8 protein-coding genes are annotated in these 13796 nt (G+C 69.7%); 2 read left to right on the forward strand and 6 right to left on the reverse strand.

Going from position 1 to position 13796, the window contains the following annotated elements; all coding sequences use genetic code 11:
- Window positions 1–8 precede the first annotated feature (8 nt).
- The 6 genes from I4U41_RS04555 to pilG all read right to left on the reverse strand — a co-directional run bounded on the left by I4U41_RS04555 (window position 9) and on the right by pilG (window position 11503).
- Complete coding sequence (locus tag I4U41_RS04555) at window positions 9–1622, reverse strand: chemotaxis protein CheB (protein WP_206859926.1); 1614 nt, start codon at window positions 1620–1622, stop codon at window positions 9–11.
- On the reverse strand, window positions 1615–8007 hold the full coding sequence (locus I4U41_RS04560) for an Hpt domain-containing protein (protein WP_206859927.1): 6393 nt from the start codon (window positions 8005–8007) through the stop codon (window positions 1615–1617). The genes I4U41_RS04555 and I4U41_RS04560 overlap by 8 nt, the downstream gene beginning before the upstream one ends.
- A gap of 79 nt (window positions 8008–8086) precedes the next feature.
- Window positions 8087–10108 (reverse strand): methyl-accepting chemotaxis protein, encoded by a 2022-nt coding sequence (locus I4U41_RS04565; RefSeq protein WP_206859928.1) that lies wholly within the window; start codon window positions 10106–10108, stop codon window positions 8087–8089.
- The gene (locus tag I4U41_RS04570; protein WP_206859929.1) at window positions 10105–10707 is read right to left on the reverse strand and encodes a chemotaxis protein CheW; all 603 of its coding nucleotides are present in this window, start codon (window positions 10705–10707) and stop codon (window positions 10105–10107) included. Before I4U41_RS04570 ends, I4U41_RS04565 begins: the two co-directional genes overlap by 4 nt.
- A 13-nt stretch (window positions 10708–10720) precedes the next feature.
- Window positions 10721–11086 (reverse strand): response regulator transcription factor, encoded by a 366-nt coding sequence (locus I4U41_RS04575; RefSeq protein WP_206859930.1) that lies wholly within the window; start codon window positions 11084–11086, stop codon window positions 10721–10723.
- Between the two features lie 18 nt (window positions 11087–11104).
- Window positions 11105–11503, reverse strand: a complete 399-nt coding sequence (pilG, locus tag I4U41_RS04580; protein WP_115843698.1) for a twitching motility response regulator PilG — start codon at window positions 11501–11503, stop codon at window positions 11105–11107.
- A gap of 389 nt (window positions 11504–11892) precedes the next feature.
- On the opposite strand from pilG, the gene gshB reads away from it, so the two are divergent.
- Together gshB and I4U41_RS04590 are read left to right on the forward strand one after the other, a co-directional pair.
- Window positions 11893–12843 (forward strand): glutathione synthase, encoded by a 951-nt coding sequence (gshB, locus tag I4U41_RS04585; protein ID WP_206859931.1) that lies wholly within the window; start codon window positions 11893–11895, stop codon window positions 12841–12843.
- 55 nt (window positions 12844–12898) lie between these two features.
- A complete protein-coding gene (locus I4U41_RS04590) occupies window positions 12899–13774 on the forward strand; it encodes an energy transducer TonB (protein WP_206859932.1) in 876 nt (291 codons plus the stop codon).
- Window positions 13775–13796 lie beyond the last annotated feature (22 nt).

Consider the following 13796-nt stretch of genomic DNA (forward strand, 5'->3'; position numbering starts at 1 on the left):
CTGCTCGCTCAGCGCCAGCGTTCGGCCAGACGCGCCGCCAGTTCGGCCGGCTGGCCCGACTGCGCGCCGCGCGAGACGAGCGCCGACGCGGCGACCGCATCGTAGCAGCCGTCCGCCGCCTGTCCGGCGACCAGCGCGCCCGACCACGACAACTTCATCGCCGCATCGACCTGCGCCGGATCCGCGCCGCTCAGCATCAGCACGGCGGAATCGCTGGCCGGCAACGTGGCGAGCACGTCGTCGCCGCCTTCGACGAAGCGCATGCCCGACTCGCTCACCGCGATGGAGACGTCCGCCGGGAGGATGTAGATCGTGCCGGCCATCGCGATCAGGCCGGGCTCGGCCAGGCGCACCTGCAGGGGCGTGGCGCGCTGCATCTGCGCGACGAGGCGGTCGTAGCGTCCACCGTCCAGACGCTGCTGGACGATCACCGGACGCGGGAATTGTTCCGGCAGGCCGCCGAGCAGCTGGCGCACCGCATCCGGTCCGCCGATGCCGGCGAGCACGAGGATCGCGCCGCCCAGCTGCACCGCCGGCTTGTCCTCGACGAGTTCGAGCGCGGAGATGCGGCGCTCGATGTCGCCGAGGTCGCGCTGGAATTTGTGGTTCGGATCGGCCTCGCGCGCGGCAGGCGCCGAGGCGGGCGCATCGTCGGTGAAGGACCAGTCCGGCGCGGCCGGTGCGGCGGCCTTTGGCGCGTCCACCGCCGGCGCGCCGTCGCGGCTGACGTCGAACATCAGCACCGGTGCGGACGCGGCGGGCGCTGCCGCCGGAATCGACGTGGACAGCTCGACCACGTCCGGCATCGTCGATTCGAACACCGGCGTTGGCGTGTCGGCGACTTCGTAGTCGAAGCTCGATTCGAACGGTTCGATCACCAGTTCCGCGGACGCATCGATGGCATCGGCCGGGACCAGCGACGTGTCGGCGGCGAAGCTCAGTTCGATGTCGGCCAGCGCCGGCGGCAGTTCGACGGCCTCGGAAACATCGAAGCCGGCTTCCGCGGCGACGGGGTCGAACGGGCTGAGCGTGGTTTCGTGCGTGTACTGGACCTGCGTTTCGGCGATTTCCAGCGCCGGCGGGGCGGTGTTCGCCACGGCAACCGGCGCGGGCGTTTCGATCACCGGCCCACGCGCCGCGATCGTGGCGACCGGCGCCGCTTCACTGGTCTGCGCCCGCGATGGCGCGTCGAACGTCGCGACCGGCGCGGCGGCTTCGACCGCACGTGGCGCGGCGACCGGTTCCGGCGGCTCCATGCCTTCGGGTTCGTGGCCCGGCGGCAGGACGTCGCCGTGGCCGTGCAGCTTCGCGGCGAGATGGCGCACCCAGCGCGCCAGGTCCCAGCCCTCGCGCGTGGCGGCCAGCGCGGCTTCTTCGTAGATCACTTCGACCGACGGATCGGCCAGCACCGGATCGAACTTCTCGATCACGTCCTCGGTGACCGGATCCAGCGCGACCACGATCACCTGCGGCGCGGCCTGGCCGAGTGCTTCGGGTTGAAGCGTGGTCGGGTCGGCTTCCAGCACCAGGTGCGCGCCCGCGTCGGCCAGGGCCGAGCGCAGGCGTTCGCAGGCTGCGCCCGGTCGCGCCAGAAGGACCGCGCGACGGGAGGACTCACTCATTCCGTGCAGCCCCCAGCAGCTCGTACACGTTGCGCATCAGTTCCGGCTCCTGGTACGGCTTGCCCAGGTAGCGCTCCACGCCGATCTCGAACGCGCGCTGGCGATGCTTGTCGCCGGTACGCGAGGTGATCATCACGATCGGCACGCTCCGCAGGCGCGGATCGCCCTTCATCGCGGTGGCGAGCTCGTAGCCGTCCATGCGCGGCATTTCGATGTCGAGCAGCATCAGGTCGGGCACGCGCTCGACCATGCGCTCCAGCGCGTCGACGCCGTCCTTCGCGGTGAGCACCTCGAAGTTGTGGCGTTCGAGCACGCGGCCGGTGACCTTGCGCATGGTGACCGAGTCGTCGACCACCATGACCAGCGGAACGCGGCGCGTTTCGGCCGGCGCGACCGGCGCGGCGACGTGTTCGCGCGGCAGCATCGACTGGCGGCGCACCAGCGGCGCGACGTCGAGGATCACCACCACGCGGCCGTCGCCCATGATGGTCGCGCCGAAGATGCCCGGCACCGACGCCACCTGCGGACCGACCGGCTTCACCACGATTTCGCGGTTGCCGACGACCTGGTCGACGCACACCGCCGCGCGCAGGTCACCCGAGCGGATCAGCAGCAGCGGCATCTGCAGCGCGCCTTCGGCCTTGGCGGTGCCATGGCCGACCAGCGTGCCCAGATCGTGCACCGCGTAGTCCTCGCCGCCGTAGCGGTAGGTCGCGTCGACCATGTCCAGGCGGTCGCGGGCGATGCGGCCCACGCCGCGCACCGAGGCGATCGGCACGGCGAAGGTGGTCTCGCCGATGCGCACGAACACCGCCTGCGTGACGGCGAGCGTCTGCGGCAGGCGCAGGGTGAAGGTGACGCCCTTGCCCGGCGTGGACGCGATGTCGAGCGTGCCGCCGAGCTGGCGCACTTCGCTGGCGACCACGTCCATGCCCACGCCGCGACCGGCCAGGCGGCTGACCGATTCGGCGGTGGAGAAGCCCGGTTCCAGGATCAGCGCGTCGATGGCGGCATCGGACAGCGTGGCGCCTTCCGGCACCAGGCCGCGCTCGCGGCCACGGCGCAGGATCGCCTCGCGGTTCAGGCCGGCGCCGTCGTCGGCCACGATCAGCACGACTTCCGAACCTTCGCGGCGCACCGCGATGCGGATCGTGCCTTCGTCCGTCTTGCCGGCCTTCCTGCGCTTGTCCGGCGTTTCCAGGCCGTGCGCGACGGCGTTGCGGAGCATGTGCTCCAGCGGCGCGGTCATGCGCTCGAGCACGTTGCGGTCGAGTTCGCCCTGGGTGCCGTCGAGCTTGAGCGCGACGTGCTTGCCCAGCTCGTTCGAGGCCTGGCGTACGACGCGGCGCAGGCGCGGCAGCAGGCCATCGAAGGGCACCATGCGCGTGCGCATGAGGCCTTCCTGCAGGTCCGAGCTCACGCGCGACTGCTGCAGCAGCAGCGTTTCGTACTGGCGCGTCAGGTCGTCCAGCGTGGTCTGCAGGCTGACCTGGTCGGCCGCCGATTCGGCGAGCGCGCGCGAGAGCTGCTGCAACGTGGAGAAGCGGTCGAGTTCCAGCGGATCGAACGCCTGCTCGCCGTCGTCGCCCTCGCGCTGGTAGCGGGCGACGATCTGCGCTTCGGTTTCGATTTCCAGGCGACGCAGCTGGTCGCGCATACGCGTGTTCGTCGCCGCCATTTCGGCGATGGCGCCACGGAACGCACCGAGCTGCTGTTCCAGGCGGGCGCGGTAGATCGCGACCTCACCGGCGTAGTTGACGAGGCGGTCCAGCAGGTCGGCGCGGATGCGCACCTGTTCCTGTGGGGCGCGCACGCCGATGTCGTCCTCGTCGGTCAGCGGCTGGTCGCTGATCGGTGCGGACAGCGGCTTCAGGTCGACGTGCGGTTCGTGCGTCGCGTCGTCGACAACCTGCGGAGTCGGCTTCGGCGCGGGCGCGGGCGCCGGCTTTGCAGCGGGCTTCGCGACATGGGCGGCAGCCAGGTCGCCCAGCGTCGTCTCGCCGCGCGAACGCGCGTCGAACTCGGCGATGAGCGCTTCGGGCATGGCGATCGCGCGGCGGTCGCCGACCCGGGTGACCATCGCATGCAGGCGGTCGAAACCGCGCTCGAGCAGTGGCACGCCGTCGCGGCCGAGTTCGCAGCGGTTCTCGACCACGGCTTCGAGCAGCGATTCCATCGCGTGGCCGAGTTCGCCCACGGCCATGATGCCGGCCATGCGCGCGCCACCCTTGATGGTGTGCAGGTCGCGCTGCAGGCCGACCAGCGATTCGCGCTCGGTCGGGGCTTCGCGCAGTTGCGCGAGCAGACCGTCGGAATGGTCGAGCAGGTCGCTGGCTTCCTCGACGAAAATGTCGACCAGCTCCGGATCGAGCTCGCTCAGGTCCAGCGCTTCGTCCGGATCGTCGGCCCCGGCCAGCGCGTGCGCGATGAGCGCGGCCACGGCCGGCTCCTGCGCTTCGATGGACGGAGCGGGCGCTTCGTGCGATGCCTGCGAAGGCTCGTGCGCGGGCGCTTCGGCGAACGCGTCCTGCGCGATCTCCTCCACGTCCGGCAATTCGTCGCGCACGTCGCCGATCGCCGGCGCATCCACGAAGCCCTGGCCGATGGACGCCGCTTCCAGCGACGCGGCTTCGACCGTCGCCTGCTGTTCGCGGGCGACGCGCTCGGCCTCGGCGTATTCGGCTTCCAGGCGCGCGTACTCGGCTTCCTCGTCGGCGATGCGCGCCGCTTCGAGGCGTTCGGCTTCCAGGCGCTCGGTGGCGAGGCGCTCGGCTTCCAGCAGTTGCGCTTCGATGCGCTGCTGTTCGGCGAGTGCGGCGGCCTGGCGCTCGGCCATCGCCGCTTCGACGGCGGCCTGGTGCGCGGTTTCCGCAGCGAGCCGCTCGGCGTGTTCCGCGGCAAGGCGTTCGGCTTCGGCGCGTTCGGCCGCGGCGCGTTCGGCTTCCGCGTGTTCGGCGGCGAGACGCTCCGCTTCGGCGCGTTCGGCGGCTTGTTCGGCGGCGCGGCGCTCGGCCTCGGCACGTTCGGCAGCGAGGCGTTCGGCTTGCGCCTGCTCGGCCGCGATGCGCTCGGCTTCCAGGCGCTCGGCTTCGGCGGCTTCGGCGGCGAGGCGTTCGGCTTCGCGTCGTTCCGCGTCCGCGCGCGCGTCTTCCTCGCGCTTGAGCAGCGCCAGGCGTTCGGCTTCGCGCTGCTGTTCTTCCAGCGCGAAACGCTCCGCTTCCAGGCGTTCGACTTCGATGCGCTCGGCGTTGGCGCGCTCGATCGCCTCGCGTTCGGCCTCGATGCGGCGCGCTTCGGCCAGCTCGGCCTCGATGCGCGCGGCGTGCGCGGGATCGGAGAGGTAGTCCGGGCCGACGTCGGCGGCCAGGTCGGTGAACTCGCTGAGGTCGATCGCGGTGAACGCGGGCTCGGCCGGCTCGTGCTGCATCGGCTGGCGCGCGTCCGGCAGGCTGTCGCGCAGCGCGCGCATGCGCTCGGCGAGGCCGTCGAAGGTCGGGATGCGCGGTGCCGGCGACTTCAGCGTCGCCAGCGTGCGGCGGATCGCGTCGGCGACCTCGCCCATCGCAGCCACGCCCTCGGTGCTGGCGGGCTGGGCGGAGGCCAGCAGGCGCTTGACGTAGACCTCGGTGGGACCGGTGATCTCGGTGATCACCGGCACTTCGGTCATCGCGAAGGCGCCGTTGAGCGTGTGGAACGCGCGCTGCAGACCGTCGTCGGCCGGGCGCGGCTGCGCCTGGGCGGCGGCCAGCCACTGTTCGATCGTGGCCAGATGGCCGCTGACTTCGGCGTCGAGGATTTCCAGCAGCACCGAATCGACCGAGGCCGGCACGCCGGACTCGGGTTCCAGCACCGGGGCGGCGTCGAGGACGGGCACGTCGTCGAAGCTGATTTCCTCGACGTCCACGCCGTCCAGGCCGTCGAAGCTGACGGCTTCCAGCGTGATCTCCTCGATCGCCGGCTCGGCGACCGGTTCGACCACCGGCTCGACCGCCTGGACAACCACTTCCACCTTCGGCGGCGCGGGCGTGTACAGCGTTTCGTCGCCCTCGGCGAGGCGATCGGCGTGGGCTTCCATCGCCGGCAGGTCGGCGGTGATGGCGCCTTCGTTGCGCAGCGCGGCGTGCAACTGCGGCAGCGCCGTGTACGCGTGGCCGACCAGGCCGATCACCGCCGGGCTCGCCGGACGGGTGCCGTCGAGCACGCGATTGAGCAGGTTCTCGATCTTCCAGCTGAACTCGCCCAGCGTCTTCGCGCCGACGAGGCGGCCCGAACCCTTGAGCGTGTGGAATACGCGGCGGATCGGACGCAGGCGCTCGCTGTCTTCCGGCCGCGCGTGCCATTCGGGCAGCAGGTCGCCCAGATGGCGGATTTCCTCGTCGAGTTCCTCGAGGAACACCTCGCGGATCTCGTCGTCGATGTCGTCGCTGTGTTCGAAGCCGCCGGCGGCGATCTGCTGCGGCGTGCTCGCGACCGGCGCGGGCGCCGGCGCCGGAGCGGCCGGCGCGGAAGCGGCGACCTGCGCGACCGGCACTTCGGCGGCCAGCGTCGGCGATGGCGTCAACGCATTCGCGTCGAAGGCCGGCGCGGCCGGCGTGCCAAGCGTGATCTCGTCGGTCAGTTCGAAGTCCGGAACGCGCGCCAGGTCCTCGCGGCTGATCGGCGAGGACGGCGCCATCGTCGCGGCGATGTCGAACTCCGGCAGCGGCCAGTAGCGCAGCGCTTCCAGGCTCTGGCGGGTGATGTCGAGGATGTGGTTGCGGTTCGGGCGCTGCTCGCGCAGCGCTTCGAGGTAGTACTCAAGACTCGCGAGCGCGTCGGCGAGCGTGTCCAGCTGCTGGCCGTTGGGCACGCGCTTGCGGCCGATCAGCTCGACCTCGGTGTAGCGCTTCACGCCGGTGAGGTAGTCGGCCGGCTGCGGCAGCTCCAGCATGCGCAAGGCGCCGGCGACTTCGTCCAGCACGCGCGGGACTTCGGCCAGTTCGGCGTGGTCCCAGTTGGTTTCCACGAACGCGACGAACGCCTGGCGCGCATCGCCGAAGTTGGCGATGGCTTCGCGCACGAGCACGTCGAGCACCTTGCGCGCCTCGCCGGCGAGCAGGTCGTCCTCGGCGCCGGCGTCGGGCAGGCCCAGGCGCGAGACCTGGTCGTCCAGCGAGGCGTCGACGTAGAGCAAGGCGCCTGCGACATCGAGCAGCGCGCCTTCGTCGGCCGGACGCTTGCCGGAAACGATGTCGTGCATCGCATCGCGCTGCTGCAGCACGACGGTGCGGGCGACGCCCAGTCCCATCATGCCGAGCGTGTCGCTGACGCGGCCGAGCGCTTCCACCTGCGGCTTGAGCTCGGCGACGTCGGTCTGGCCGGTGCGCAGGTGCAGGTCGAGCGCGTCCTTGACGCGCAACAGGTCTTCCTTGATCGCCGCGGCGACGGTGTCCAGCAGCGCGCGGTTGCGGCCCGACAACGAGCCGCGTGCGTGTTCGAGTTCGGACTCGCTGGGCAGGTGCGACGCCAGTTCGAAGGTGTGGCGCAGATCGTCCAGCGCCGGATGGCGGCCGTCGCTGTGGGCGACGTGGTAGAGCAGCTGGCGGGTCGGCTCGGCCGCCGGCTCGGAGCGGTGCGCACCGAAACCGTCGTCGGCGAGCATCAGGCGCGCTTCGCGCTCGACGCCGCCGAAGGCCTGGCGCAGCGCGCGCGTGGCCGGCAGCGCGCCGTCGCGCAGGGCGCCGGCAACGGACGATGCGACCCACAGCATGCGGCGCACGGGTTCGAGCACGACCTCGCCGAGCAGGCCGTCGATGGCGCCGGCGAGCTTCTCGGGCTGGGTCGGGTTGCCGTCTTCCGGCCAGTTCGCCAGCGCATCGCGCAGGGCGGCCAGGTGCGGCGACGTCGCGCCGCGCGTCGGCGCAGCCGCCGGCAGGGCGCTGGGCAGGTTGGCCGGGAGCGGGCGGTCGAGATCCGGCGCGAACAGCACGCTTTCGTTGAGGCCCGCCTCGCCGCGCGTGGCGCGCAGTTCGTTGAGCAGCGGCAGCAACACGATCGGAATGTCGCGATGGCCGCCCTGCAGGCGTTCCAGGTAATCGGGCAGCAGGACGACGCCGCGCATCAGCGCCGCGCAGGCTTCGTCGCGGTCGGCGACCTTGCCCTGCTGCAATGCCAGCGCCAGGCGCTCCATCTCCTCGGCGACCATCGCCGGCGCGTACAGCTCGACCATGCGCAGCGTGCCGTGCACCTGGTGCAGCTGGTCGGCGCAGTGGCGCATGCGGGTGGCGTCGGCGGGATTCTCGGCGTACGCCTCGATCTCCTGCTGGGCCAGGCGCAGGGTCTCGTCCAGCTCGGGCTTGATCCAACCCAGCGTGGTCGTGTCGATGGCCTCGCGCATCACGGTCATCGTCCACCTCGCATGTGGCCGAGGCGGCCCCGCTTACGGTGGCCGGTGGTCAACATTTTCATGGACCTCGCGTCCCTGCTCAGGCCGGCAGCTTGAAGTCGGCGACCGAGCGGCGCAGGTCGGCGGCCAGTTGCGCCAGGTTTCCAATCGACGCGGCGGTCTGGTTCGCACCCTGCGACGTCTGCGCCGTGATCGACTGGATGGTGTTCATCGTGGCGGTGATGTTCGATGCCGCGCTGGACTGCTGCTGCGCCGCGCTCGAAATGCCCTGAATGAGGTTGGACAGATCGCTGGACACCTTTTCGATCTCGCCCAGCGCGGTACCCGCGTCCTCGGCCAGTCGCGCACCGGCGACCACTTCGGAGGTCGTCTGTTCCATCGAGGACACCGCTTCGTTGGTGTCGGACTGAATCGTCTGCACCAGCGTTTCGATTCGCTTGGTCGCGTTCGATGCGCGTTCTGCGAGTCGCTGCACTTCGTCCGCCACGACCGCGAAGCCGCGGCCCGCTTCACCCGCCGAGGCCGCCTGGATTGCGGCGTTCAGCGCGAGGATGTTCGTCTGTTCCGAGATGTCGTTGATCAGTTCCACGATCGAGCCGATTTCCTGCGACGACTCACCCAGTCGCTTGATTCGCTTCGAGGTTTCCTGGATCTGGTCGCGAATGCTGTCCATGCCCGCGATTGTCTGGCGCACCACGCCCGCGCCCTTGGTCGCGATCTGCACCGAGCGCTGCGCCACGTCCGCCGATTCGGCCGAGTTGCGCGACACCTGGTTGATCGACGCCGCGATTTCGCTGATACGGCTGGAGGCGGAGTTGATTTCCTGCGCCTGGTGTTCGGCGGCCTCGGCGAGGTGCATGGCGGTGGCCTGCGTTTCCTGCGCGCTGGCCGCGACCTGCACCGAGGTGTCGGTAATCGTCTGCACCAGGCTGCGCAGCTGTTCGACGGCGAAGTTGATCGAGTCCGCGATCGCGCCGGTCATGTCCTCGGTCACGGTCGCCTTCACGGTCAGGTCGCCTTCTGCGAGCGAACCCATTTCGTCCAGCAGGCGCATGATCGCCTCCTGGTTGCGGTCGTTGAGTTCCTTCGTCGTCAGGTAGCGCTTCTTCTGCTGGCTGTTCAGCGAGACCACCAGGAAGACGATGGCGAGCAGCGCGACCAGGCCCGAGATGATCGACACCAGGATGTGGCCGATCGGGTTGGTCGAACGCACCGAGCCGAACGAGGTGAAGGCGCGGAACAGCGCCTGGCTGTCGGTCAGCAGCTTGTTGGAGCCACCGGTGATCGACTCGGCGGCGGCCTGCGCGGCGAACAGGTTCTGCGAGGAGGACAGGATCGCGTCCAGGTCCTTCTTCATTTCCAGCCACAGCGTTTCGGCCTGGCCGAGCGCGGCGATCGCGTTGGCGTTGCCCAGCGGGGTCACGCCGAATGCGGCGTCGCCCTTGCGCAGGCCGGTCAGCACGTTGCCGAACACCGCCGCGTCGCGGCCCAGCGCCTCACCGGCGAGTGCGGCGCCACTGCCGCCGGCGCGGATCTGCGTGATGCGCTCGGCCATCTTGCCCGACAGCACCACCTGGCGCAGCGCGATGTAGACCTGCGAGGATGGCGAACCCGACGCCGACATCGCGCGAACCAGTTCGTCCAGGCGCGCCTGCAACTGCGGCACGCGGCTGGCGAAGCTGTCGGCATTGCCGGCCAGCGCCAGCACGGCCTTTTCGGAGGCGACCACCTGTTCGGCGCTCTTGCCGAGCGGACCCCAGGTGTCGGTCACGGTGTTGATCGGCCCGGCCACGCCGGCGGTCTGGCCGAAGTTGGCGTTGAGCTGCTCGACGTCCTTCACGATCTGCGCGCGCGTTTCCTTGAACGCGGAGAACGCGGCGGCGTCGCCGCTCACCGCTTCCTGGCCCTGCACCGCGAGCTTCTGCGAATTCACCTGCAGGTCCGAGGCGGAGGAGCTCGCGCCGCCGAGGCGTGCGGCCTTCCATGTCGCGTAGCCTGTGTTCAAACCGAAGATGAGCACCGATACGCCCAGCACGACCAGCCAGGTGTTGACGCCAAGATTGCGGCCCTTGCCGGCAGCGCTATCCATAACAGTGCTCATGGTTGAACCTCAACGTTGCTGATGCGATGCGGCATGTCGGATGCCGCCTGGCGGAATTCGGGAGTGCGGGCCAGCCTGTCCAGGCTGAAGATGCCCCACGTGTGCGCGTCGAGGCGATAGCCGCGTTCGACGAAATGCGCGTAACGACCCTGGGTCAGCGCGACGATGTCTTCGTCGTCGTCCTGCCCGGGCGTGAGTTCGATGCGGTGCTGCTCGTGGAAGCTGCGCTGGCCGTAGAGCTCGTCGATCAGCACGGCCACGTCGCCGCCGGGCTGGCGGACGAGCAGGATGCGCTGGCTTTCGTGCAGGACGGTGCGCTCGCCTTCGAGGAACTGCTTCAGGTCGACGATGGGGAGCAGGTTGCCGCGCACGTTGGCCAGGCCGAGCAGCCAGGGCTGCGCGCCCGGGACCTGCGTGACCTGCGGAAGCGGCAGGATTTCCAGCACTTCGCCGAAGCCCGAGGCCAGCCGGCGGGCGCCGATGCGGTAGCCCACGCCGCGCCACAGGCCGGGCGCGTCGAGCTGTTCGGGCAGGCCGACCACGTGCGCCAGGCTGCGGCGCTCGTAATCCACCAGCACGTCGAAGGGCGAATGGAGCATCGGCGGGTCCGGCTCAGGCGCCCAGCAGGGCGTTGATGCGGGCGATCAGTTCGTCCTCGCGCGGCGGCTTGACGATGTAGTCGCGCGCGCCCTGGCGCATGCCCCAGGCCTTGTCGGTGTCCATGCCCTTGGTGCTGACGATCAGCACCGGGATGGCGCTGGTGTCGGCGTCGCGCGACAGCGCGCGCGTGGCCTGGAAGCCGTTCATGCCCGGAAGCACGACGTCCATCATCACCAGGTCCGGCTTCTCGCGCTTGCAGGTCTCGATGCCGTCCTCGGCATTGCCCGAGGCCAGGACCTGGTGTCCGTTGCGCTCCAGGAGCTGGGTCAGGACCGCCGTGTCGGTCGGCGAGTCCTCGATCAGAAGAATACGTGCCATTGGTGCCCTACCCCCCGGTCAGGCGTTTACGTGCGTGCGGATCGCGTCGAGCAGTTCTTCGCGTGTGAATGGTTTGGTGAGGTACTGCTCGGAGCCGACGATGCGTCCGCGCGCCTTGTCGAACAGGCCATCCTTGGAGGACAGCATGATGACCGGCGTGCCCTTGAACAGATGGTTGTTCTTGATCAACGCGCAGGTCTGGTAGCCATCCAGCCGCGGCATCATGATGTCCACGAAGATGATCTGCGGCTGTTGATCGGCGATCTTCGCCAGCGCCTCGAAGCCGTCGGTGGCGGTGACCACCTCGCACCCCTCGCGCTTGAGCAACGTCTCGGCGGTTCGGCGGATCGTCTTCGAGTCATCGATGACCATGACTTTCAGACCGCCGAGGCTGCCGTTGCGGACCTCGTCTAGCATTTTCGAATTCCCCCATGCGAATGCCGCCGTGTGCAGGCACTTCGCCAGTCGCCTTTATTCCAAGCCGCGCGGAAGCTGTCAAGCAGCCGTTCCGGCAGGCAAGCTGAATGCGCCACGGAGCCGGCCCGGCCGGTTCCGCATCCGGATCGTGCTTGAGGTGCCGCGGGGCGGTCAGGCGACGATGGTGGGCACGCCCATTGCATATACCGTAACGAAGTGACAATTCCGAGCACTTCGGGGCCGAGCCGGGACGGCGGTCTCATTAGCCCGGAACCAGCGGAAAGGAACGAGAAACGAGTGATGGGTGGGGTGGCACCCCCTCGTTTCCCGTTCCTCTCTGCGCGTTTCTCGCCTGCTACCATCCCCCGACCCTCCCCCAGCAGCCCGCCATGCCGCTCGACATCGTCGTCGTGATGGACCCGATCGGGTCGATCAAGATCGCCAAGGATTCCACCTTCGCCATGCTGCTGGAGGCGCAACGCCGCGGGCATCGGCTGCATTACGTGCGACCCGGCGGGCTGTCGGTCCGCGACGGCGCGGCGGAGGCGATCGTCGCCCCGCTGCGCGTGCGCGACGACAAGAACGGCTGGTTCGAACTGGGCGAATTCGCGACGCTGCGCTTCGGGCCGGGACAGGTCGTGCTGATGCGCAAGGACCCGCCGGTCGACAGCGAATACATCCACGACACGCAGATCCTCGGCCTGGCGCAGAACGCCGGCGCGCTGATCGTCAACGACCCGCAGGGCCTGCGCGACTACAACGAGAAGCTCGCCGCGCTGCTGTTCCCGCAGTGCTGCCCGCCGACGCTGGTGAGCCGCGATCCGGCCGCGCTGAAAGCCTTCGTCAACGAACACACCGACGCCGTGCTCAAGCCGCTGGACGGCATGGGCGGGCGTTCGATCTTCCGCGCGCGCGCCGGCGAAGCGAACCTCAACGTCATCCTCGAAACGCTCACGCAGGGCGGCCACAGCCTCGCGATGGCGCAGCGTTATCTCCCCGAAATCACCGACGGCGACAAGCGCATCCTTCTGGTCGACGGCGAGCCGGTGGACTACTGCCTGGCGCGCATTCCACAGGGCGACGAATTCCGCGGCAACCTCGCCGCCGGTGGGCGCGGCGAAGGCCGTCCGCTGAGCGAGCGCGACCGCTGGATCGCCGCACAGGTCGGCCCGGAAATGAAGCGCCGCGGCATGCTGTTCGTCGGCCTGGATGCGATCGGCGATTACCTCACCGAGGTGAACGTCACCAGCCCGACGTGCATCCGCGAACTCGATGCGCAGTTCGGGATCAACATCGCCGGCCTGCTGTTCGACGCGATCGAACGCCGGATCGGCGCGTGAAATCCCGACGCAATTCCGCTCCGGCAGCCACGATCGACGCGTACGCTAGGCACGCATGAACGCAGCAGTCGCCACTCCCTACGAACCGGCCGGCAATGGCCGCGTCAGCGCGACCTTCGTGCTGTCGCTGATCGTGCACGGCATCGTGCTGCTGGGCGTGGGCTGGACGCTGGAAACCGCCGCGCCGGTGATGCCGACGCTGGACGTGATCCTCACCCAGACGACGAGCGCGTTGACGCCGAAACAGGCCGATTTCCTCGCCCAGGCCAACAACCAGGGCGGCGGCGAACACGACAAGAGCACGCGTCCGCGCGATGCGCAGTCCGGCCCGCTGCCCCAGGCGGCCACCGGCATCGCGCCGCGTACGCTGCGCGCGCAGTCGCCCGCGCCGCAGCCGGCGCCGCAGGCGCGCGTGGTCGCCAGCACGCGCGGCGAAACCGCCACGCCGACGCCGCGCAGCACGCCGTCGCCGAGCGAACGTGCACTGCCGCGCGGCGAGGAGAAGATCGAGCGTGACATGCAGATGGCGCGACTGGCGGCCGAAATCCACATGCGTTCGGAACGCTACGCGAAGCGCCCGTCGCGCAAGTTCGTTTCGGCCAGCACGCAGGAGTACGTGTGGGCCGGTTACCTGCGCGACTGGGTCGATCGCGTCGAGCGTGTGGGCAATCTCAACTACCCCGATGAAGCGCGTCGCCGCCGGCTCGCGGGACAGGTGGTGATCAGCGTGGCGATCCGTCGCGACGGTTCGGTCGAGCGCGCCGACATCGTGCGCACCAGCGGCATTCCGTTGCTGGATGCCTCCGCGCTGCGCATCGCGAAACTCGCCGAACCGTATGCGCCGCTGCCGCGCACGGACGAGAACCCGGACATCCTGCACGTCACGCGGACGTGGAACTTCCTGCCGGGCGGGACGCTGGTGGACGACTGAGGCGTTGACTACGCCGCGGTTG

The organism is Lysobacter changpingensis (genome assembly GCF_017308985.1).
Taxonomy (GTDB): Bacteria; Pseudomonadota; Gammaproteobacteria; order Xanthomonadales; family Xanthomonadaceae; genus Lysobacter_J; species Lysobacter_J changpingensis.

Coding starts and splice junctions, on each gene's coding strand:
- I4U41_RS04555 (WP_206859926.1), bottom strand. CDS start 1,622: ATGAGTGAGTCCTCCCGTCGCGCGGTCCTTCTGGCGCGACCGGGCGCA.
- I4U41_RS04560 (WP_206859927.1), bottom strand. CDS start 8,007: ATGACCGTGATGCGCGAGGCCATCGACACGACCACGCTGGGTTGGATC.
- I4U41_RS04565 (WP_206859928.1), bottom strand. CDS start 10,108: ATGAGCACTGTTATGGATAGCGCTGCCGGCAAGGGCCGCAATCTTGGC.
- I4U41_RS04570 (WP_206859929.1), bottom strand. CDS start 10,707: ATGCTCCATTCGCCCTTCGACGTGCTGGTGGATTACGAGCGCCGCAGC.
- I4U41_RS04575 (WP_206859930.1), bottom strand. CDS start 11,086: ATGGCACGTATTCTTCTGATCGAGGACTCGCCGACCGACACGGCGGTC.
- pilG (WP_115843698.1), bottom strand. CDS start 11,503: ATGCTAGACGAGGTCCGCAACGGCAGCCTCGGCGGTCTGAAAGTCATG.
- gshB (WP_206859931.1), top strand. CDS start 11,893: ATGCCGCTCGACATCGTCGTCGTGATGGACCCGATCGGGTCGATCAAG.
- I4U41_RS04590 (WP_206859932.1), top strand. CDS start 12,899: ATGAACGCAGCAGTCGCCACTCCCTACGAACCGGCCGGCAATGGCCGC.